This window comes from Orrella dioscoreae, assembly GCF_900089455.2.
Lineage (GTDB): Bacteria > Pseudomonadota > Gammaproteobacteria > Burkholderiales > Burkholderiaceae_B > Orrella > Orrella dioscoreae.
This window is the reverse complement of record NZ_LT907988.1, coordinates 3,866,454-3,887,905: the sequence shown is the minus strand read 5'-3', so window position 1 is coordinate 3,887,905 and position 21,452 is coordinate 3,866,454. Positions and strand designations below refer to the sequence as shown.

The 21,452-nt window shown below is 65.9% G+C and carries 21 protein-coding genes; 11 read left to right on the top strand and 10 right to left on the bottom strand.

From position 1 onward, the window contains the following. The first annotated feature begins 50 nt into the window (after positions 1-50). Together ODI_RS17995 and ODI_RS17990 are read left to right on the top strand one after the other, a co-directional pair. Positions 51-716, top strand: coding sequence for a response regulator (locus ODI_RS17995; protein ID WP_067748653.1), 666 nt, complete (start codon positions 51-53; stop codon positions 714-716). Then, positions 713-2,092 (top strand): ATP-binding protein, encoded by a 1,380-nt coding sequence (locus tag ODI_RS17990; RefSeq protein WP_231968088.1) that lies wholly within the window; start codon positions 713-715, stop codon positions 2,090-2,092. Before ODI_RS17995 ends, ODI_RS17990 begins: the two co-directional genes overlap by 4 nt. Here the strand turns inward: ODI_RS17990 and ODI_RS17985 are convergent. Continuing rightward, positions 2,078-3,403, bottom strand: a complete 1,326-nt coding sequence (locus ODI_RS17985) for a HipA domain-containing protein (RefSeq protein WP_067748656.1) — start codon at positions 3,401-3,403, stop codon at positions 2,078-2,080. The two genes, ODI_RS17990 and ODI_RS17985, sit on opposite strands and share 15 nt — an antisense overlap. Beyond that, positions 3,400-3,711 carry a helix-turn-helix domain-containing protein gene (locus ODI_RS17980; RefSeq protein ID WP_074046750.1) on the bottom strand — a complete coding sequence of 104 codons (312 nt, stop codon included), beginning with the start codon at positions 3,709-3,711 and terminating at the stop codon, positions 3,400-3,402. The genes ODI_RS17985 and ODI_RS17980 overlap by 4 nt, the downstream gene beginning before the upstream one ends. Before the next feature lie 243 nt (positions 3,712-3,954). Here ODI_RS17980 and ODI_RS17975 point away from each other — a divergent pair, with 243 nt between their 5' ends. Beyond that, positions 3,955-4,386 (top strand): YgiW/YdeI family stress tolerance OB fold protein, encoded by a 432-nt coding sequence (locus tag ODI_RS17975; protein ID WP_067748662.1) that lies wholly within the window; start codon positions 3,955-3,957, stop codon positions 4,384-4,386. Positions 4,387-4,470: 84 nt separating this feature from the next. On the opposite strand, the gene ODI_RS17970 is transcribed toward ODI_RS17975, so the two are convergent. Then, positions 4,471-5,598, bottom strand: a complete 1,128-nt coding sequence (locus ODI_RS17970; protein WP_067748670.1) for an S-(hydroxymethyl)glutathione dehydrogenase/class III alcohol dehydrogenase — start codon at positions 5,596-5,598, stop codon at positions 4,471-4,473. A gap of 62 nt (positions 5,599-5,660) precedes the next feature. After that, positions 5,661-5,936 (bottom strand): formaldehyde-responsive transcriptional repressor FrmR, encoded by a 276-nt coding sequence (gene frmR / locus ODI_RS17965; protein WP_067748674.1) that lies wholly within the window; start codon positions 5,934-5,936, stop codon positions 5,661-5,663. Between the two features lie 387 nt (positions 5,937-6,323). Between frmR and ODI_RS17960 the strand changes: the two genes are divergently transcribed. Further along, positions 6,324-7,406, top strand: coding sequence for a GGDEF domain-containing protein (locus ODI_RS17960; protein WP_082985106.1), 1,083 nt, complete (start codon positions 6,324-6,326; stop codon positions 7,404-7,406). A gap of 88 nt (positions 7,407-7,494) precedes the next feature. On the opposite strand, the gene ODI_RS17955 is transcribed toward ODI_RS17960, so the two are convergent. Both ODI_RS17955 and ODI_RS17950 read right to left on the bottom strand, forming a co-directional pair. Continuing rightward, positions 7,495-9,051, bottom strand: a complete 1,557-nt coding sequence (locus tag ODI_RS17955; protein WP_082985107.1) for an SLC13 family permease — start codon at positions 9,049-9,051, stop codon at positions 7,495-7,497. A gap of 345 nt (positions 9,052-9,396) precedes the next feature. Then, on the bottom strand, positions 9,397-9,813 hold the full coding sequence (locus tag ODI_RS17950; RefSeq protein WP_067748679.1) for a RidA family protein: 417 nt from the start codon (positions 9,811-9,813) through the stop codon (positions 9,397-9,399). A gap of 137 nt (positions 9,814-9,950) precedes the next feature. On the opposite strand from ODI_RS17950, the gene ODI_RS17945 reads away from it, so the two are divergent. The 7 genes from ODI_RS17945 (at position 9,951) to ODI_RS17915 (ending at position 18,412) form a co-directional block, all read left to right on the top strand. After that, positions 9,951-10,874 (top strand): LysR family transcriptional regulator, encoded by a 924-nt coding sequence (locus ODI_RS17945; protein ID WP_067748680.1) that lies wholly within the window; start codon positions 9,951-9,953, stop codon positions 10,872-10,874. A 29-nt stretch (positions 10,875-10,903) separates the two neighbouring features. Further along, complete coding sequence (locus ODI_RS17940; protein ID WP_067748682.1) at positions 10,904-11,800, top strand: LysR substrate-binding domain-containing protein; 897 nt, start codon at positions 10,904-10,906, stop codon at positions 11,798-11,800. Positions 11,801-11,941: 141 nt separating this feature from the next. Further along, positions 11,942-13,135 (top strand): CaiB/BaiF CoA transferase family protein, encoded by a 1,194-nt coding sequence (locus tag ODI_RS17935; protein ID WP_067748683.1) that lies wholly within the window; start codon positions 11,942-11,944, stop codon positions 13,133-13,135. A 26-nt stretch (positions 13,136-13,161) separates the two neighbouring features. After that, complete coding sequence (locus ODI_RS17930) at positions 13,162-14,130, top strand: hydroxymethylglutaryl-CoA lyase (protein ID WP_067748686.1); 969 nt, start codon at positions 13,162-13,164, stop codon at positions 14,128-14,130. A 62-nt stretch (positions 14,131-14,192) separates the two neighbouring features. Further along, on the top strand, positions 14,193-15,179 hold the full coding sequence (locus ODI_RS17925; protein ID WP_067748689.1) for a Bug family tripartite tricarboxylate transporter substrate binding protein: 987 nt from the start codon (positions 14,193-14,195) through the stop codon (positions 15,177-15,179). 179 nt (positions 15,180-15,358) lie between these two features. Next, entirely contained in the window at positions 15,359-16,150 is a 792-nt protein-coding gene (locus tag ODI_RS17920) for a hypothetical protein (RefSeq protein ID WP_067748692.1), read from the top strand. A gap of 57 nt (positions 16,151-16,207) precedes the next feature. Beyond that, on the top strand, positions 16,208-18,412 hold the full coding sequence (locus ODI_RS17915) for a calcium-binding protein (protein WP_067748695.1): 2,205 nt from the start codon (positions 16,208-16,210) through the stop codon (positions 18,410-18,412). 41 nt (positions 18,413-18,453) lie between these two features. On the opposite strand, the gene ODI_RS17910 is transcribed toward ODI_RS17915, so the two are convergent. The 4 genes from ODI_RS17910 to ODI_RS17895 are packed head-to-tail and all read right to left on the bottom strand — an operon-like array spanning position 18,454 to position 21,396. Beyond that, positions 18,454-19,170: a glycosyltransferase gene (locus ODI_RS17910; protein ID WP_067748698.1), complete on the bottom strand. Its 717-nt coding sequence runs from the start codon at positions 19,168-19,170 to the stop codon at positions 18,454-18,456. Continuing rightward, positions 19,167-19,769, bottom strand: a complete 603-nt coding sequence (locus tag ODI_RS17905; RefSeq protein WP_067748700.1) for an SAM-dependent methyltransferase — start codon at positions 19,767-19,769, stop codon at positions 19,167-19,169. The genes ODI_RS17910 and ODI_RS17905 overlap by 4 nt, the downstream gene beginning before the upstream one ends. Next, the gene (locus ODI_RS17900; RefSeq protein ID WP_067748701.1) at positions 19,766-20,524 is read right to left on the bottom strand and encodes a PIG-L deacetylase family protein; all 759 of its coding nucleotides are present in this window, start codon (positions 20,522-20,524) and stop codon (positions 19,766-19,768) included. Before ODI_RS17900 ends, ODI_RS17905 begins: the two co-directional genes overlap by 4 nt. Further along, a complete protein-coding gene (locus ODI_RS17895) occupies positions 20,512-21,396 on the bottom strand; it encodes an acyl-CoA dehydrogenase (RefSeq protein ID WP_231968087.1) in 885 nt (294 codons plus the stop codon). Before ODI_RS17895 ends, ODI_RS17900 begins: the two co-directional genes overlap by 13 nt. Positions 21,397-21,452 lie beyond the last annotated feature (56 nt).

The following is a 21,452-nucleotide window of genomic DNA, read 5'->3' as shown; positions in this document are numbered from 1 at the left end:
CTGCCGCCACCGCTTAAGATTCCCTTCATCTTCCCCCGTATAGTCCTCCCATGCGCATCCTATTGGCCGAAGACGACATCTCCCTGGGCGAGTCCATCGAATCGTGGCTGACGCTGGACGGTTACGTGGTCGACCGTGTCACCCGCGGCGACCTGGCCCAGACGGCGCTGGCCACGCACGACTATCAATGCCTGCTGCTCGACCGCGGCCTGCCCGGGCTCACGGGCGATGCCCTGCTGCAGTCCTTGCGGGCGCGCCGCCAGACCATGCCCGTCATCATGATCACGGCCCGCGATGCCGTGCGCGACCGTATCGAGGGCCTGGACCTCGGCGCGGATGATTACCTGGTCAAGCCCTTCGACCTGGAAGAGCTGTCTGCCCGCATCCGCGCCGCGATGCGCCGCCATGACGGGCGCCCGGACACGGCCTTGCGGCATGGCGCCCTGGCGCTGGACCCGTCTGCCAAGCAGGTGACCTTCAACGACGAGCCCGTGGACCTGACCGCCCTGGAGTTCGCGGTGCTGCATGCGCTGATCCGCCGCCCCGGCCATGTGGTCTCGCGCGCCCAGCTGGAAGAGGCCCTGTACGGCTGGGGCGACGAGGTGGAGAGCAACACCATCGAGGTGCACATCTACAACCTGCGGCGCAAGCTGTCTTCCGACACGATCAAGACGATCCGCCGCCAGGGCTACAGATTGGCGGAGCTGGGCGCGTGAGGCTGCCGTGGCGTCGGACCCGGCCGGCGGGCGCGGACGACAGCTATTCGCTGCGCCGCCGGCTGATCTCCACCACGCTGGGCTCCAGCATCGCGGTGGGGCTCATCAGCACGATCATCGTGCTGGCGCTGGCGTGGAAGGAGGTCAGCGACACCTTCGACGACTCGTTGGAGGAGGGCGCGCGGCTGGTGCTGGCGTTGGGCGAGGGCACGTCGGTGGGCGGGATGCCCGCGCGTGACCGGGAGGCGGCGCAGCCGTCGTTGCGCCTGGACTACCAGATTGTCTCGCGCGATGGCGTGGTGCTGCGCCGCGGCGAGGATGCGCCCAGGCGGCCTTTCGTGGACCCCGGGCGCAAGGACGATCGTTTCTACGACGTGCGCGTGGATGGCGAGCGCTGGCGCGTTTACGTGCGCAAGCACGATGCGTTGGACTTCTCCGTGCAGATCGGCCAGGAATGGGATGACCGCAGCGATCTCATCGTCGATATGCTGGCGTCGCTGGCCTGGCCCCTGGTGGGCCTGTGGCTGCTGCTGGGGGTGATGAACTGGTGGTTGATCAGGCGTCTGCTGGCGCCGCTGGAGAACATGGCGCGCGGCATGGAGGACAAATCGCCGTCGGACCTGTCCCCCCTGGTGTACGACGGCCGCGCGCGCGAAGTGCAGACGGTGGTGACCGCGCTCAATCGCCTGTTGGGCAGGCTGGACCATGCGCTGGAAGGCGAGCGCCGCTTCACGGCGGATGCCGCGCACGAGTTGCGCACGCCGCTTGCCGCGCTGGCCTCGCGCATCCAGGTGATGCAGCGCACGCTGGCCGCTGACAGCCCCGCTGCCGCGCAGCTGCAACGCCTGCGCGAAGACGTGGCGCGCAGCACGGCGCTGGTGGAAAACCTGCTGCACCTGGCGCGGCTCGATCCGGAGTCGCCCGACGCCTTGCGGACCGAGGCCATTGATGCCCCCGCTTTGCTGGAGGAGTTGGTGCGCGTGTGCGCACCCGCCGCGGCGGCGCGTGAGGTGTCGGTAACGGTGGCGTGTCAGGTGGCGATGGTGACGGGCAATCGCGATGGCCTGGTGATGGCTTTGCGCAATCTGCTGCACAACGCGATCAGCTACGGCAGGCGCGGCGGCAGGGTGGAAATCTCTGCCACGCAGGCAGCAGCTGGCGTGGTGCTTGCCGTGCGCGATGATGGCGAGGGCGTGTCTCAGGCGGACCGCGAGCGCCTGACGCAGCGTTTCTTCCGGATACTGGGCAACGAGGTGCAGGGCAGCGGGCTGGGCCTGTCCATCGTGGCGCGCGTGGCAGAGCTACACCGGGCTACGCTGCGTTTTGAAGAGGGGCTGGAGGGGCGTGGACTTGGCGTGTTACTACACCTTCCTTAAGCTGGAGACGGTGTCTTGCAGCACGACATGCCTGATGCTGCGTAGCAGCCGTTGTTCGCCCGCTTGATGCCGTGCTGCTAGGACAGGATCAGGGCTGGCAGTGATCATCGCCGGATAGGCTGCTTCGATTTCTTCGATCAGTGTGTCGGCGTGTCCGGGCAGGTTGCGGGTCATCTTGTCCAGTTCTCGTGCCACCGTGGCAGCGGAGAGCCCTAGCGTCTGTCCCGCCTCGAGCATCGTGGCTCGCGACACTTGATCGTATCGTTCCGCTTTCCCCAGGGTCATTGCCAGCTTTGCTTTTGGCCAGACGGGATCGTCATGGAATGCCCGTGTAGCGTAAACGCAGGTCGACAGAAGATCGTAGAAGGGGGCAAGCCGGATGCCTTCGCTATCGATGTGGAATGACAGGTTCTTCAGGTGGTTGTCGCCGTTACCGATCAGGTAGTTGAACAGCAGCCACCGGAATAGCTGCACACGAGCATGCGCGCGCCAGGTGCATTGCCTGATGGCCAATGCAAGAGTGTCCACCGAGGCTTGTTCATACTTGAAGGCGCGCGATTGCCCGAGAAGTTGGCAGGTATCGATGATGTGCAGACGCTGGATCCCCCCCGCTGGGGTTGGGGACCGGTCGAACCGTTCGATGATGTAGGCAGGGGCAGGCGCATAAAGGCGTTGGACCGGCGGGACACTGAGCCCCACGGTTGCCGCCAACCGCATCGTGAAGTACTCGTTGATGACGGAGTGGGGGTACATCTCCGATTGGCTGTCAGGCTTCAGGATATGGGTGGAAGGGCTGCCAGGTTGAGGCTCGAAAAGTTCCCCGTCCTGCAGACAAATGACCATCTTGTGCTGCGCGCCTGCCAGTGACATCCGCTTCGGCGCATTCTGGGTCAGGGTTGCACGGGGCAAGTTCCGGATTCGCGCATCGAGTTGGGGTAATGGCAAGGGGACGAGACCGGTATTGGCAGGCGGGGCGCCCGGTTTGGACAGCACCAGGGAGCCCGCCGATTCGGCGCCGAAATAGCCCAACAGGCCGAATGCATCCGCCTCGTCAATCTCGGCCTCTTTCGCGAGAACGCTTCGCAGGTTCTCCTCGGGAAGGAGGTTGTCGAAATACCACTGGACCGGGCGCAGATCCGAGCCGTCCACGAATGCCTGGGCGTCCAGCGGCAAGCCGGGCGCGAGGGGGAACGCCAGCGGATTCTCCTGCCATTGTCTGGCATAGGAAAACCGCCAGATGTCATCCTGCGTGTTCAGGGTGCCGACGTCGTCCGCATTGATCTGTACACGCAGTTCACGAGAGGACGTCATTGCTGATTCTTCCCGTCTTTATTTGCCGGCGAACGTGACTTGAGTGGCCTCAGGCCGTTAGCCTTGAGCCGCTGCAAATGAGGAATGGCCTCGGTCGGTACGTTGAGGGTCAGCTCGACGCCCAATTCTTCCAGCAGCCGGAGCACCTTCCCCAACTGCACGGTTTCCTTGCCGTGTTCTACGTCACGCACGAAGACATGTCCCACGCCAGCACTGCCGGCCAGATCATCCAGGCGAAGATTCTGGCTTTTCCGGACGGCGCGCACGATGAGACCCAGGTCTGCGACGGACTGTAATGGTTTGCCCATAACACCGCTTTAAAAAGAATGGATTGCATCTATTGTGGGGAAAAAAATTGGAATTTGCCAAAAAAAGATCGGATAGCATCTTTTTTGCTGGTTTTTTGTTGGAACTTGGCAAAAAAAGATGCGGAGTGATCTTTTTTTCTTCCTTGCCACGCTTAAGGTGCTGCGATCAGATTCACTTCATCTTCGGGGCGTCAAATGGCACTGTGTTCAACGTTATCGCGCTGTTGCGCAAGGAGCCCTGCCATGACCCAGACCATCCAACGTCCCGCTTTCCTCCGCACCCTGCTCGCCAGCGCCGCGCTGGCTGGCGCGCTTGCCGCCGGGGGCGCCGCCGCCCAGGGCTATAGCGGCCCCAGCACCAACCCGGCCACGGCCACGCAGCAGCAGGGCTACGCGGGACCCAGCTCGATCAAGGTCATTTCGGTGAAGGAGCTGACCGCCACGGGCCGCGACGACCAGAAGGCGATCCTGCGCGGGCGCATCGTCTCGCATGATGGCGACGATCACTACACCTTCGATGACGGCACGGGCCAGATCCGCGTCGACATCGACGATGACGATTTCCCCGTCGGCGTGAAGATCGATGACAAGACCCAGGTGGAGTTGCACGGTGAACTGGGCAAGGGCCGCCGCGGCGTCGAGTTCGAGGTGGATGAGATCCGCGTGATCCAGTAACTCGTCCCGCGGAATCAATATTCCGCCAGCATGAAAAAAGGGCGCGGCAGATGATGCCGCGCCCATTTTCAATGGCGGTGTCTATCAGGCCGCCGCGGCTTCCGCGTAGCGCACCACGCTGCGGATCGACTTGCCGTCGTGCATCAGGTCGAAGGCGTCGTTGATGCCTTCCAGGCCCATGGTGTGCGTGACGAAGGGGGCGAGTTCGATCTTGCCGCGCATGGCGTCTTCCACCATGCCGGGCAGCTCCGAGCGGCCCTTCACGCCACCGAAGGCCGAGCCGAGCCAGCGGCGGCCGGTCACCAGCTGGAAGGGGCGGGTGGAGATTTCCTGGCCCGCGCCGGCCACGCCGATGATGACCGACTGTCCCCAGCCGCGATGCGCGCATTCCAGCGCGGCGCGCATGACGTTGACGTTGCCGATGCACTCGAACGAGTGATCCACGCCCCAGCCCGTCATTTCCACGATGACCTGCTGGATGGGCTTGTCGAAGTCCTTGGGGTTCAGGCAGTCGGTGGCGCCGAATACTTTGGCCAGGCCGAACTTCTCGGGGTTGGTGTCGACGGCAATGATGCGGCCGGCCTTGGCCTGGCGCGCACCCTGGAGCACGGCCAGGCCGATGCCGCCCAGGCCGAACACGGCGACCGTGTCGCCTTCCTGGACCTTGGCCGTGTTGTGCACGGCGCCGATGCCGGTGGTCACGCCGCAGCCCAGCAGGCAGACGTGCTCGGGGTTGGCCTCGGGGTTGATCTTGGCCAGCGACACTTCAGCCACCACGGTGTATTCGCTGAAGGTCGAGCAGCCCATGTAGTGATAGATGGGCTGGCCGTTGTACGAGAAGCGGGTGGTCCCGTCAGGCATGACGCCCTTGCCTTGCGTGGCGCGCACCGAGACGCACAGGTTGGTCTTGCCCGACTTGCAGAAGAGACACTCGCCGCATTCGGCGGTGTAGAGCGGGATCACGTGGTCGCCCGGCTTCACGCTGGTCACGCCTTCGCCGACTTCCACCACGATGCCGGCGCCTTCATGGCCAAGCACGACGGGGAAGAGGCCTTCGGGATCGTCGCCCGAGAGCGTGAAGGCGTCGGTGTGGCAGACGCCCGTGTGGGTGATGCGGATGAGCACTTCTCCCTTGCGGGGAGGTTCGACGTCGATCTCGACGATCTTCAGCGGTTCTCCGGCTGCAAAGGCGACAGCGGCGCGTGATTTCATGGCGGGCTCCGTAAGGGTGGGGTGCTGCCGCCCGGCCTGGGCGGCGATGTTCTGGGGCAGTGCTACTTCAAATAGGTTCGCACGAGGGTGAGGAGATCCTGCACCCGGGTGTCGTGCTGGGTGGCCGAGTCGGCCGGCAGGCTGAAGTCTTCGCGGATGTGGGATTCCAGCACTTCGGACATCAGCCCGTTGATGGCGCCGCGGATGGCGGCAATCTGCTGCAGCACCGGCGCGCAGTCCGCGCCCGCTTCCAGGGCGCGCTCCAGGGCGTCGCATTGGCCGCGGATGCGGTGCACGCGCGTCAGGACGCGTTTCTTTTCCTCGGGGGAGTGGGGCATGGCGGACCGATGGTTGTTGGATACTGAGGGGGAGTATATGAAACCGGGATGGAATCCGCAAATCCGTGCCGCCAGGCGCAGGGGCGTTCCATCGTCGAATATCCCATGACGCGGGGTATGTGGCTTGCCGCTGACACGACCTCTTCCTCAAAAACGTAACAATATGGGTTTTTTGGAATAATCGCGTTACGTTATCGGGTTGCGTGGCGCGCGATGGAATACGGGTCCAACCGTCCGTCCGCGCCTCCCATGACCTGTCGAATTCCGAATCTAAAATTCCGCATGCCGCCGCGTCGCGACGGCGCAATGCCCCTGCATCCTGGGAAGTGAGTGGATCTTCGTACGCTTTACCTTCTTGCGATCGGAACGCTGTTCGCCGGCGCGGCGATGATGTTCTGGGAACACCGGAGCAACCCGGCGCGCAGCAGTGCCCTGAGGACGCTGGCCGCCGGCTTCGCGGTACTGGCCATCGGCTGTATCGGGGCCTTGTACCGGCGCGACTTGCCCTCGCCCTACGGCGCCACCCTTGCCAACTTCATCATCGTCACCGGCTACCTGCTCGTCCTGAATGGCGTCGCCAGCCTGAACGGCCGGCGCTACGGCCTGTTCGGCGCGGGCCTGCTGGCCTGTACCGTCAGTGCCTGGCTGATCGCGGGGGCCGCCTGGCAGGAGGTCATGTGGAACTACATCAGCGCGATCCCCATTGCGCTGGTCAGTGCGCTGACTGCGTGGGAGATGTGGCGCTGCGCAGCCATGAAGTCCTTCCCCACCCGCCACATCGTGGTGGGCGTGACGTTCATCCATGCCTTCCTCTATGGTGCGCGCGCCGCGATCCTGCCCTGGCTCGTGACTGCCGAGGGACCGCCGATGCAGGCCTTCGCCAGCATGATCACCATCTACGCAGGCGTGCTCTATTCGATGCTGTTGCCGATGGCGCTGCTCAAGGTTTTCCGCGAAGAGGCGCACGGCCAGCTGTTGAAGGAGTCGATGACGGACTACCTGACCCGGCTGGGCAACCGCAAGCGGTTCTTCGAGGAAGGCGCCCGCCAGTTGCAGGGCGCGGGACGGGGGCCGGTGGCTTTCCTGGCGTTCGACCTCGACCATTTCAAGTTGGTGAACGACCGGCACGGCCACCAGACGGGCGACGAGGTCCTGCAGTCCTTCGCGGAGATCGCGCGCAGCGTGATGGGGCCAGGCGCGATGCTGGCGCGGATCGGCGGCGAGGAGTTCGCAGGCCTGTTGACGGGCGAGGAGGCGCGGCACGCCCAGGCGCTGGGCGAGGCGGTGGCCCAGGCTTTCGCCGGCACCATCGCCAGCCGGGTGGGCAACAGCGAGATCACCGTGACGGTCAGTATCGGCCTGGCACACTACGAAGGCCCACTCCCTTCGTTGGGCGACGGGCTGGCCGCGGCTGACCGGGCGCTGTATCGTGCGAAGTCGCAGGGCGGCAACCGGGTGGAAACGGCCTGACCGCCAGGTGAGCGACGACGCTTCCAGGCCATGAGCAGACCATCAATCAATAGGCCGGCCAGCGCGCCCGGCTGGCCGGGCCTGCCGCTTATTTCGCGCCGCGCTCCGCCCACGAGGGCAGCTCGCCCGCCACCGCGCCGAAGAAGGTGATCAGCAGCCAGTAACCCAGGCCGGTGATGACGATCATCGACAGGATGTTCATCAGGAAGCCGTGCTTGGCCATCTGCGGGATGGTGATGTGGCCCGAGCTGAACACCAGCGCGTTGGGGGGCGTGGCCACCGGCAGCATGAAGGTCATCGAGGCCGCCAGGGTGGCGGGCACCATCAGCAGCAGCGGGTTCTCGCCCAGGCTCATCGCCAGGCCCGACATGATGGGAATGAAGGTCGCGGCCGTGGCGGTGTTGGACATGAATTCGGTCAATACCAGCACGGCCAGCACCACCAGCGCCACGATGCCAAGGGTGGGCAGGGCACCGGCATAGGCGCCCAACTGGTCGCCGATCCAGCCGTCCAGGCCCGTGGCGACGACGGCGGCCGACAGGCTGAGGCCACCGCCGAAGAGCACCAGGATGTTCCAGGGCAGGTTCTTGGTCATGGTCCAGTTGACCAGGGCGCCGCCTTCCTTGTCGCCCGACGGAATGATGAAGAGCGCGATGGCGGCCAGGATGGCGATGGACGCATCGGACAGGCCGGGGATGAAGCTTTGCAGCGGGCTGCGCAGCATCCACAGACTGGCCGTGACGACGAAGACCATGGCCACGCGGCGTTCGGCGGTCGACCAGCCGCCCAGTTCGGTCAACTGCGACTGGAACAGTTCATCGGCGCCTTCGATGGGCTCGCGGCCCAGGCGGATGGAGACGCGCGTGAGCAGCAGCCAGGCGCCGAACAGCATGACCAGCATGATGGGCATGCCGAAGATCATCCATTGGGCGAAGCCGATGTCGTAGCCATAGGTCTGGTTCAGCGCGCCGGCCAGCAGTGCATTGGGCGGCGTGCCGATCAGCGTGCCGATGCCGCCAATGGACGCTGCATAGGCGACCGACAGCATGAGGGCCAGTGGAAACTTCGAGGACCCGCCTTTCTGGGAAATGAGTCCGGCCACCGACAGGGCGACCGGCAGCATCATGACGGCAGTGGCCGTGTTCGACACCCACAGGCCGCAGAACGCCGTGGCCAGCATGAAGCCGCCGACGATGCGATGCTGCTGCGAGCCCGTGCGCGACACGATGTTCAGCGCGATGCGGCGGTGCAGGTGCCAGCGCTCCATCGCCATGGCCAGGAAGAAGCCGCCCATGAAGAGGAAGATGATCGGGTCGCCATAGGGGTTGGCGGCATCGCCCGCGCTGGTCGCGCCGACCAGGGGGAACAGCGCCACGGGCAGCAGCGCCGTGACGGCCACGGGGACGGCCTCGGTGATCCACCACGCGATCATCAGCGCGGCCACCGCCACCAGACGCCAGGCCTCGGGCGACATGTCGGCGGGGGCGGGCAGGATGAGCAGGGCCGCGAAGAGGGCGAAGCCCACACAGACGGGAATCGGCTTGACGACGGGTTTGTCAGGTTTTGCCGTCGTCGTCGGCGGCGGCGCTTCGCTGCCTGGCGAGGCGGCGCTTCGGGCGTCAGCGGTGGAAGTGTGGTCGGCCATGTCGTGTCCCGTGGATATGTTTTTTCCAGGAAACGTTGTAAAGCCTCATCCCCGCGCGGATGCGGCAGTCTGTAACGTTCCTTGGCGGGTTGGCACGGGCGGGAGCGGCGCGGTGGAGCCGTCAGGCGAAGAGGACAGGGCAGGGGCGGCGTTGTTTGCCTGCCGGGTGTCGCAAACGAATGAAGCGTCGCGACATCGACTGTAATGGCGTTTCTTCTGGCCTTGCGCCTCAAGGCCTGGCAAACCGCCATGCTCTCGGCTCATGCAGGCAGGACAGGATGCCAGCCTCGCCCTTCAATTTCCTTTCTTCATTGGTGCAAGATGAAACGGCGTTAGGCAGCTTGCTCAGGCCAATTGCCTGCCGGCGGACTCGGGCAGCTTCGCGATCACCTTGATCTCGAAATCAAAGCCATACAGCCAGGTCACGCCGATGCCGGTCAGGGTTGGGTGCGGGGCGTCGCCCCAATATTCCATCACCACGGGCCAGGCTTTCTCGAAGGTCGACGCCGGGTCGACCAGGAAGACGGTGACATCGACGACGTCGTCGAAGGTGCAGCCCGCTTCGGCCAGGATGGCGTTCAGGTTGGCGAAGGCGCGGCGCACCTGCGCTTCCAGGTCCGGCTCCGGCGTGCCGTCTTCCCGGCTGCCCACCTGGCCCGACACGAACAGGAAACCATTCGAACGGATGGCGGGCGAATAGCGGTTGCGTTCGTACAGGGCCTGGCGGCCGGCGGGGAAGACGACGTCACGTTTCTGGGGCATGGGAATCTCCGGGGGCCACGCGGCCCGTTGATGGGGGATGTGCCTACTCTACGGTCAGCCCAGTTCCGGATAAACCCGCACGTCCACCCAGGACTGTTTGTAAAATCCAAACAATCTCACTCGGAAACGGAGCGGACATGGATCGTTTCGATGCAATGCAAGCCTTCGTGCGCGTGGTGGAAACCGGCAGCTTCACCAAGGCGGCGGAAACCTTGCACATGAGCAAGACCACCGTGACGCAACTGGTGCAGCAGCTGGAGACGCGCCTGCGCGTGAAGCTGCTGAACCGCACGACCCGCAAGGTCAACGTGACCGCCGACGGCCTGGCCTATTACGAGCGCGCGCTGCGCCTGCTGGCCGACCTGGACGATGCCGAGACCAGCCTGTCCAGCGCATCGGCGGCGCCGCGCGGCCGCTTGCGCGTGGACGTGCCGAGCCCATTGGCGCGGCACATCATCGTGCCGGCCCTGCCGGACTTCCTGGCGCGTTATCCCGACATCCAGCTGCACCTGGGCGTCAGCGACCGGCCCGTGGACATCATCGGCGAGAACGTCGATTGCGTCGTGCGCGGCGGCGAGCTGGCCGATCTTTCCCTGATGGCGCGGCGCGTGGCGGATCTGGAACTGGGCGTCTATGCGGCGCCCGCTTACCTGGCGCACGCCGGGCGGCCCGCGCACCCCAGGGACCTGGAAGGCACGCACCATCGGGTCGTGGGCTTCCTGTGGGCGCGCACCGGCAAGGCCCTGCCCTATGCCATGCACCGCGGCGACGAAAGCGTGCATGTGCAGGGACGCTATGCGCTGGCGGTCGATGACGGCAATGCCTACCTGGAGGCAGGCCTGGCGGGCCTGGGCATGCTCTGGCTGCCCGAGTACATGGCGCGCGGACCGCTGTCGCGTGGCGAACTGGTCCGCATCTTCGAGGATTGGCAGCAGGAGCCGATGCCGCTGTACGTGGCCTTCCCGCCGAACCGCCACGTGAACGCCAAGCTGCGGGTGTTCATCGATTGGGTCGTGGCCCTGATGGCCGGGCAAGCGCCTCCCGCGGCGCGCGCTGGCTAGCGCCCGGTCCCGCCCGGTATATTGCAGCGATGAATCTCGCTCGTTTCGATCTGGTCACCCTGGCGCTGTTCGTTGCCGTTGCGCGCCAGGGCAGCATCTCGGCCGGGGCCCGCCAGTCGCACCTGGCCGTGGGCGCTGCCAGCAAGCGCATCTCCGACCTGGAGGCCGCGCTGGGCACGCCGCTGCTCTTTCGCAACGCAGCGGGCGTCGAGCTGACGGACGCGGGCCAGGCCTGCCTGGCGCATGCGCAGCGCGTGCTGCAGGAAGTGGAGCAGATGGCCAGCCTGCTGTCGGACTACGCCGAAGGCGTGCGGGGCCAGGTGCGTATCGCGGCCAACACCTCCGTCATCACGCAGTTCCTGCCCGAAGACCTGGCGCGTTTCATGGCGCAGCATCCCGCCGTGCGGATACAGCTCGAGGAAATGAACAGCAGCGACGTCGTGACCGCCGTGCTGGAAAAACGCGCCGACCTGGGTCTGTTCGCGGAGCGCACCCCCGCCGAGGGACTGGTGTCGGTGCGATACCGCCACGACGAACTGGTGCTCATCACGCCGCCGCGCCACCCGCTGGCGGTGCATGCCTCGGTGTCCTTTGCCGAGACCCTGGACTTCGACTACGTGGGCCTGTCGCCCGCCACCTCGCTGGCCAGCCGGCTGGAAGAGGAAAGCCAGCGCCTGGCCAAGGCGATCCGCCTGCGTATCCAGGTCCGCAGCTTCGATGCCATCTGCCGCATGGTGGTGGCCACGGGCGGCATCGGCATCCTGCCCCGCATCGCGGCCGAGCCGCATGCAAGATCGATGCAGGTGAAGCTGATCGGCCTGTCCGACGAATGGGCGCGGCGCGACCTGCTGATGGGCGTGCGGGACCCCGAGACCCTGCCCGTGCCCGCGCGGCTGCTCTTCGCGCACCTGCGCCAGGACGGCTAGGCCGCTGTCCGCGCGGACCTGGGGTTTCCCCAGGGTTTCCCGATTCCGGAACCCCCCCTTCACGCATTGGTCATTCCGGCCCGCGCCGACGCACGCGCACAATGCCGCCAGCATAAGAACATTCATCGAGCTGGAGACACCATGGCTGGGCAGATCCTTGCCGGCATCCGCGTGCTGGAACTGGGCCAACTGATCGCGGGCCCCTTCGCGGCCAAGACCCTTGCCGATTTCGGCGCACAGGTCATCAAGATCGAGCCGCCCGGGCAGGGGGACCCGCTGCGTAAATGGCGCCTGCTGCACGAAGGCACGTCGGTGTGGTGGGAGGCGCAGTCGCGCAGCAAGCAGTCCGTCTGCGTCGACCTGCGCCAGCCGGAAGGCCAGGCGCTGGTGCGCGAGCTGGCGGAGCAGGCCGACGTGCTGATCGAGAATTTCCGTCCAGGCACCATGGAGAAATGGGGCCTGTCGTGGGAGGCGCTGCATGCGGCCAACCCGCGTCTGATCATGCTGCGCGTGTCGGGCTATGGCCAAACGGGGCCCAAGGCCACCGAGCCGGGTTTCGCCGCCATCGGCGAGGCCATGGCGGGCCTGCGCTACCTGAATGGCGAGCCGGGCCGCGCCCCGGTGCGCGCCGGCCTGTCGCTGGGAGACACCATCGCCGGTCTGCATGGCGCGCTGGGCGTGCTGTTGGCGCTGTACCAGCGCGACGCGCGCGGCGGCCAGGGGCAGGTGATCGATGCGGCGCTGTACGAAAGCGTGTTCAACCTGAGCGAAAGCCTGCTGCCGGAATACTCGGCGTTTGGCGCGGTGCGCGAGCCGGCCGGCGCAGCCTTGCCCGGCATCGCCCCGTCGAACGCCTATCCCTGCCGCGACGGCTTCGTGCTGATCGCCGGCAATGGCGATGCGATCTATGCCCGCCTGATGGGGAAGATCGGTCGCCACGATCTGCGCGACGATCCCGATCTGGCGCACAACGACGGCCGCGCGCGCCGCGCCCATGAGCTGGACGCCGCCATTGGCGCGTGGACCGCCGAGCAGACGATCGACACGGTGCTGGCCGCCATGCGCGAAGCCGACGTGCCCGCCGGGCGCATCTACAACGTTGCCGACATTGCTGCCGACCCCCATTACCGCGCACGCGGCGCCATTGCCTCGGTGCAATCCGCCAGCGGGCTCGATGTGGAAATTCCCGCCATCTTTCCGCTGCTGTCGGAAACACCGGGCGAGATTCGTGCGCGCGCGCCCCGCCTGGGCGAGCACACCGACGAGGTGCTGAAGCAGGCGGGCCTGGACGACGCCCGGCGCGCGGACCTGCGCAAGCGTGGCGTGATCGCCTGAACCGTCACGAGATCGAAGGAAACGAGATGACGTCATCCACGACGATGCCTTCGGGCGCGCCGCGCATCGAGATCAACGAGGTCGGGCCGCGCGACGGCCTGCAGATCGAGCGCGCGCTCGTGCCCACGGAAGACAAGATCGCGCTGGTCGATGCCTTGTCGGACTGCGGTTTTGCCCGCATCGAGGTCACCAGCTTCACGTCGCCCAAGGCCATCCCGGCGCTGGCCGATGCGCAGGACGTCATGCGCGGCATCCGCCGCCGGCCCGGCGTGATCTACACCGCGCTGGTGCCCAATGTCCGGGGGCTGGAACGCGCGCTGGAGGTTGGCGTCCAGGAACTGAACCTGGTCATGTCCAGCAGCGAGACGCACAACCGCGCCAACCTGCGCATGACGCGCGAGCAGTCCTTCGCGGAACTCAGCAACATCCTGGGCGTGGCGGCCACGCACGGGCTGCCGTGCAATGTCTCGCTGTCCACCGCTTTCGGCTGTCCTTTCGACGGTGACGTGCCGGCGGACGACGTGCTGGCGCTGGCGCGTCGTCTCGTCGATGCGGGCGCCTCGGGCATCACGCTGTGCGACACCACCGGCATGGCCTATCCCTCGCAGGTGGCCAGCCTGAGCGCCGACGCGCAGGCCCTGCTGCCCGGCACGCCGATCACCATCCATCTGCACAACACCCGCGGCATGGCGCTGGCCAACGCGGTGGCGGCGTGGCAGGTGGGCATCACGCGTTTCGATGCCGCCGCCGGGGGCCTGGGCGGATGTCCCTTCGCGCCGGGTGCGAGCGGCAACGTGGCCACCGAGGAACTGGTGCACATGTTCGCGTGCATGGGCGTGGAAACCGGCGTGTCGCTGGCCCCGCTGCTGGACGTGGTGCGTGGGCTGCCGTCGCTGGTCCAGCGTGAATTCAGCAATCCCTTGCTTGCCGCCGGGCCGCGGCTGGCAACGCATGCGCCGCCAGCCTGGCTGGCGGAGCGCTTCCCGTCCGCCTGACCGGCGCGACATTCCGGCCCGCCTTACACATCCAGATAAAAGAATCCAAGAGGAGACATCACATGCAGGCTCACCGCAGCATTTTCCGCAAGGCCCTGTTCACGCTGACGCTGGCGGGCGTGGGCATGGGCGCCGCACAGGCGCAGGACAACTTCCCGTCCAAGCCGATTTCCCTGATCGTGTCCGCCGCGCCTGGCGGCACGACCGACATCGCGGCGCGCCTGATCGCACAGCCGCTGGGCCAGGCCCTGGGGCAGACGGTGGTGGTGGACAACAAACCCGGCGCGTCGGGCGGCATTGCGGCCCAGGCCGTGGCCCGTGCCAACCCCGATGGCTACACGCTCCTGCTGCAGTACTCGGGCTTCCAGGCCATCACGCCGCACGTCACGCCCAACCTGAACTGGGATCCCATCAAGGACTTCGCGCCGGTGGCGAACATCCTGTCGGCCCCGCAAGTCGTCGTGGTGCGGCCGGACCTGCCCATCAAGTCGCTCAAGGAACTGGTGGAGTATGCGAAGAAGAATCCCGGCAAGCTGAACTACGCCTCGTCGGGCAATGGTTCGCTGCAACAGGTGGCCACCGAGCTGCTGAACCAGATGGCGGGCATCAAGACCACGCACATCCCCTACAAGGGCACCGGCCCGGCGCTGAACGACCTGCTGGGCGGCGCGGTGGACATGACGATCACGACCCCGCCGCCGCTGCTGGGCCAGATCGCCGCGGGCAAGCTGCGCGCGCTGGCGGTCACGGGCGACAAGCGCCTGTCCACGCTGCCTGACGTGCCCACCGCCGCGGAAGCCGGTTACCCCGACCTGCTGGTGTCGTCGTGGTTCGCGATGTACGCCCCGGCTGGCACGCCCCAACCCGTGGTCGACAAGATCAGCGGCGAGATCGCCAAGATCATGCGCACCGAAGCGTTCCGCAAGAAGGCGGCGGAGCAGGGCGCGGAAGCCCTGTATATGGATCCGGCGCAACTCGGCGCGTACACGAAGGAAGAGCTGGACCGCTGGGGCAAGGTGGTGAAGGCGGCGAATATCTCGGCGAATTGATCGGGTTCGCCTGTCATCGCACAAAGGGCGCCTGGGCGCCCTTTGTTTTTGGCATTGCGCATTGGTGAGTCACGCTTGGCGATAGGTGAATCATTAATAGTTGTATCAAAGTTGATGATTATTGGTATTTCCTATTCTGGATGTATACATTCGCAGGGATTTCACGACAGAGCAGCGCCATGGTTAAGCCAATCTACCGCCTTCTTTATTCCCTGAGGCGTGGGGTCGCGCATTCGGTTTGGGCCGGGCTGGCCGTTTTTGCCGAGGCGGGCGCGCAAACCGCGCCCGGCATCCATATGCAGGTCGACACGCCGCAGTGTTCGGCGCAGGAGGTCGCGGATGCGTTCCACATCCAAGTGGTGAACGATCCTCAGGTCTATCGCGTGGATGTCTCCCAGGCATTGCGCTACACGAATGTTCGTCGCTTGCAGGAACTGTACGGCGTGGATATCTCCGACCTGCCCACGCGCCGGCGTCTGGGTTGCCCGCAGCTTCCCTTCAGGCTGGAAAGCGAGCGCTTCTTGCGCGGGATATTCGGAGGTGACTTCAGTTTTCCCCTGTCTGATGGCGGCAGCGTGGCTATCCGCTGGGCGCCGGCATCCGGCGCGTCCGCCCCATATCAGGACTCGAATGCTGCGTGTGCCTCTGCGCCCGGCCAGTTGCTGCATTGCATGACTCATCGTCCCAAATATCTCTACAACGCGCCCGGAAAAGAGGTTCCCATGTTGTGGGCTGGGCCATTCGGGCTCGATCCTGCGGTGGGTGTTGAGGGACTGATCAGCAGTCCGGCTGGGTACTGCCGCATGGCGGTTCCAGTAGGGGAGACCTGTGAGGTCAGTTATCGCACCGACCTGGGCGTCAACATGACTTTCACTTTTCCGCAGGGCGATGACGCATTGAAAGTGCTTGCAGATCTGGCCGATATCAGCCGTGCGGTTCGGGCCAGGCTGGCCTTGCGTGCCTTGCAATGAGGAATTCTTGTTTGGCCTGGTGACTGGCTGTCGCAGGCATGTTGATCGGGAGGAAGTGTGAAGACGCTTGCATACGACTATTCGTATCTCGGCAGTATGAGTCAGGAGTCCCTTGCACGCTTCAGGGATGACGTGTCCTCGCAGGTGCTGGACTTCGTCAGGGGCAGCCAACTGGCGGGAGCGGCCGGTGGCGTCTACGGCTCCTTGCTTGATGAGTTGCCCGAGCCGGTGCTGACCGATGGGCCGTATGCCGGTTTGCACGCGTGGATAGAAGGGGCGCGCGATGTGAATGCGGGAGTCGGCGTCTTTTCCAAGTACATCCGCAGTTACACCGGGTCTCAGATCGATCTCAAGTATGGGACGGGAATCCATACCAATGCGACGATGAATCTGGCCTCCAACACGATCGGGGCGGATTTTGCCGCACATCTCCAGGCGAATGGGGGGCAGCTCCCTACGCTGGAAACCTTGGGACTTATCGATGGGGCGGCTGCCGTGGGCCGGCTTTTCTCTGACCCCATCTATTACCCCAATGGAGACTACACCGGCTGGTCCGGCGTCATGCTGTTTCCTTATCTCGGGTATGACAGTTTCTACAAGGATTGGCTGCTGACGACTGAGGCGGTCCAGGCAACGATCGATCGTCTTGACGGCACCCAGGAAACCGTCACGATCAAGCAATACGAGGGGACCTACGATCTTATGGCTGCCGTGGCCGCGCACATCAGAACTGCGGAGCGATTGACGCCTGCGGATATGGCGCAGTTGGGATTGGCCTATTCGGACATCATCGATACGTCGCATGATGACCTGATCGCGTTGACGGCGTCGTTCCTTGCCGACACCTATGGGTTACCCGCGACGCATTCCTTCACGATTGGCGACGTGTTGCCGTATGCCTCGCCCGCCAGCTGGTTGACGTCGACGACGGGTGTCATCGTCGGGACGATGCAATCAGACGGACCTGACCTGTTCTATCGCGATCCGGACAGGACGAAATTCGACAATTTCATTATTCATGGCGGGCTGGGCGATGACATCATTCACGCAGATCCCAACCAGTTGCTTTCGCGGCAGACGCTGAACCTGCTGGTCGACGGCGGGGAGGGGATGGATACGCTTTCCTATGCCAGCGTTGATGCTTCGCTGCATATCCAGCTGGAAAGCGTAGCCGTCGGCGATCTTTACGAGCGGTCGGGCAAGTACATCATCGGCAAACATGACGCAGGCGGCAGCGACTATGCGAGAGATTATGCGTTCTCGATAGAAGGTCTGGTGGGCTCGTCTCGGTCGGATATCTTGTCCATTCACGACCTCGATCTGCTGCCGACCTCTGAAGCCACTCCACATTACTTCATCGACCTCCATGGCGCGGGAGACATGGGTAACACCCTCGACCTCTCGTCGTGGTCGATCTCGTTCGACCGGTCAATGTGGGGCGCCGACGTCGCCGCAACCCATGGTGGCACGGCCGATGATCAGGCCGCCCTGGGCTATACCGGCCAGGATGTCTGGATCCCGCTCAGCGCCACGCATAGCCTGCTCATCGACAGCGTCCAGAACATTATCACCGGCAGCGGCAACGATATCCTGCACGGGAACGAGGAAGGGAACCTGCTTGCCCCGGGCGGCGGGGTCAACGTGGTGTTCGGCAATGGCGGGGCGGACATCTTCGTGGTGGGCCGCAGCGAGACGACCATCAAGGATGCCGACGCGGATGATCGTCTCTACATTCCCTTCAGCGCCATCAATCCCGCCACGACGAGGCCCGATATGGCGCTGGAAATAAAAGGCGGACTGGTACTGCTTGCCGCACCATCCGCCGTGGGGGCCGAAGTGGACATCCAGTATTCGGCGTCGTTCTACCCGTCATTCCTGGATGGCCAAGCCTATCCTGTCGGCGGGCCGTTCATGCCGGGCAAGCTGGTACTGGACAGCGCTTTGGAAAACCAGATATTCGTGAACTTCAGCCTGTCCGGCAGCGATCTGCGCATCAAGTTTCATGCCGAGGACGCGAATGAACAGTTCGGGACCGCAAGCTTCGACATCATCGTCGAAGGGTACGAGCCCGGCGATCTGGGACTGCGCTTCCATGAGACCTTCATTCCTGATGTCACCCGGGTCAACCACCAGGCGGCAGCGCTGCACTACACCGGCCACGCCGACCCGATGGACGGCATTCTGCAGGACTACCACGATGCAAGCAGGGCCTTGCTGGCTTTCCAGGAGCTGCCGCATTTCGATGGTGTCTGGTACGGCTGAGCGCGGGCAGGCTGGCCACGCCGAGGCGGCGCACGCGCGAATTACGCCGCTGGGTTGCTCCCCGCAAGGGGAGGCGCCGCACCAGCCTGTTCCCGGCAGCGCAGCAGGGCTGCACGCAAGGCATCGCCGAAACCGCCAGCCGCGCGCGGGTCTTGGCGTGCGCTGGTCAGGACCCGCGGCGCGGCGCTCCAGGCGATGTGCACGCCCAGTGCGACCAGCGTGTCCACCAGTGCCTGGTCCTCGCTGCATGCCAGCGCGGGAAAGCCGCCAGCGCGCAGATAGGCCAGCACGCTGATGCCGAAGTTGGCGCCGTGCACATGACGGTGGTTGGCAGCATCCTGGTAGGTGGCGTTGAAGTGCGCTTGCAACAAGGCCGCGTCGCCCTGGAACACGGACCAGTCCGCCACGCCGACCGTTCCGCAGACGGCGTCGGCCTGACAGGCGAGTTGCGCCGGCAGCCAGTCGGGTGACACGCTGGTGTCTGCATCGGTGAAAGCCAGCCAGCGCGCGCCTTTCTCGATCAGGTGGCGGGCTCCCTGGGCGCGCGCCATGCCGACATTGCGCGCGCTGGCGTACAGCAAGGTGACAGGGTAGGCGGCCGCGATGAGGGCCGTGCCATCGCTGCAATCGTCCAGGACGACCACCACTTCCACGGATTCCCCTGCCAATCCGGGGTGGGCACAGGCCACCTGGACGGACGCCAAGCAGACCGAGATGAGCGCCGCTTCGTTGTGGGCAGGAATCACGACGCCGATCATGCGGCCTCCTTTGCGGGGCAGGCGGGCCCGCGGCGCCACGCCTGCAGCAGGAAGTCGGGGTCCTCGTGGCGCCCGAGGCGCGCCAGGGTGGGTTGCCCGTCGTAGGCGGCATGGATCGTATCGGTGCTGTGCAGCCTGTCATGGAAATCGTGCCGCCAATGACAGACCACCAGCTCTCCCGCTGGCGCCAGGGACGCCACGCACAGGCGGACGAAGCGGGCCAGGTCGGCGGCTTCCAGGTAATAGGCGAGTTCGCTGACGACGATCAGGTCGTACGCGTCCCGCGTGCTGGCCGGCCACTGCGCCGGCAGTGACAGCGCCTGCACCTGTACATGTGGCCACGCCGCCGTCCGCGCGCTCGCCAGCGCGACCGCCCGCGGCGCGATATCGCAGGCGAGCACGCTGGCGCAGCGCGGGGCCAGCGCAGCAGTCAGTTCGCCCGTGCCACAGCCCGGCTCGAAGGCGCTGCGATAGCTTTCCTGCCGCAACGCGGCGAGCAGCACGGCGCGCTTGCGTTGCTCATACCAGCTGCTGCGCACCTGCCACGGGTCGGCGCGATCCTGGTAGAGCTGCTCGAAATAGTCCTGCCTGGCACTCATGTCAGCACCACTTCGGACGGTCGCAACTGCCGGGCGATCACGTGCGGGGGCAGGATGGCCGGGCGGCCGGTGCTGGGGTCCGGTTCGACCTGGCTGCGGAACTGCTGGATGGCCAGGCGCTTGGCCTGCAATTGGGTGGGGCTGAGCGCCACCGCAAGGGCGTGGTCCCAAGGCAGGCGAGGGTCGCCGGGCGTGCACCAGTGCCAGCCCCAGATGGGGACCTCCACGACGCGCGCGCAGTTCACGCGGGCGGCGGTGAAGGCCGCCCGCGTGACGGCTTCGTGGTCCGGATGCCCGTCCAGCCGCCAGGGCGCGAACACCACGTCCCCCGCCCGCACGCAGCGCAGCAGGCTGGCCCGAAGGCTGGCTTCCTGCGAAGCCAGTCCGCCGTCCGCCAGGCCCAGCCGCAGCGTGCTCGCGTGAACACCCAGCACGGCAAGCGCGGCCGCGCTTTCCTGCGCGCGCACGCGTGCCAGCGTGTCCACCGGCCAGCGGGTCGACCCCGGGTGGCTGGCCTCCCCGTCAGTGGCCGCCACCAGCAGAATGTCGCGGCCGGCCTGGGACAGTTGCATCAGCAAGCCGCCCGTCCCCAGGACCTCGTCATCGGGATGGGGGGCGACAACCACCGCGCGCCGACCCTGGGGCACGAGCGCCTCGGCGCTGATGGGGGTGGGAGGGTGCATGGCTTCCCATGCCTGCCATTGCCGGGCCGACGTGCCGGGGCCCTCGATCACGCGGCTGTTCACAGCGTCCATTCGTCCACCTGTTCATCGATGAGAAGCGCAGCCAGGCTGGCCTGGTCGCGCTCGGCATGGCTTTGCTGGATGAAGATGGGCAGGTCGCAGACCAGCTGGCCCAGCCCGGGGGACTGGCAAAGCGGGGCGGGGCCCAACGCACGGCCAACGCGGGCCAGGATGTCTTCGGCCGTCTGCGTGACGCTCAACCGGACCCGCAAGGATTCCCGCGCAAAGCCGCGGCTGGGCGCGGCATCGATTGCCGCGGCGGTCTCGCGCAAGAGTGCCGCGCTGTGCGAGAGCGCCACATCCATGGCGCCCAGGTGCGCGTGCAGGTGGGGGAGGGAGCGGGCGTCACCGCGCGCCGCGGCCAGGCGGACATGGTTGGCAATGCCGGCGCAAGCTCCCCACCAGCATGCCGCCACCCCCGCGCCGCCCTGCCAGAAGCCCGGGCGTCGCGTGTAGTCCCCGGGTTCGCCGACCTGCGTCGCGACGACGCCGCTCAGCCGCAATTCGGCCGTGTTGCTGCGTGCCATGCCCGCGCCGGCCCAGGACGGCGAGATGATCTCGATGCCAGGCTGGGCCATGTCGAGCGCGGCCAGGCACTGCCTTCCGTCCGCAGTCCATGCGCTGAGCAGTGCATGTGTGACGTCAGACGCGCCGGAACACCACGCCTTCGCGCCGTCCAGCCGGACGCGGCGTCCGGCCACGGGCGCGATGCAGACCCGGTGGGTGGGCGGCTCGGCGCACCACGTGCCCCAGCGCGAGCCCGCGGGGGGCGCGGGTGCGCCGAGTTCGGCCAGGATGGCCAAGGCGTCGGCATGGCCTTCGAACAGCTTGGCAAGCGCCAGGTCGGCCTGGCCGATGCGTGCCAGGTGCCGCCATCGCTGCAAGGTTCGCCCCGATCCGGGGAATGGAAGGCGATCCTGCCCTGCCTCGATCAGGCGGT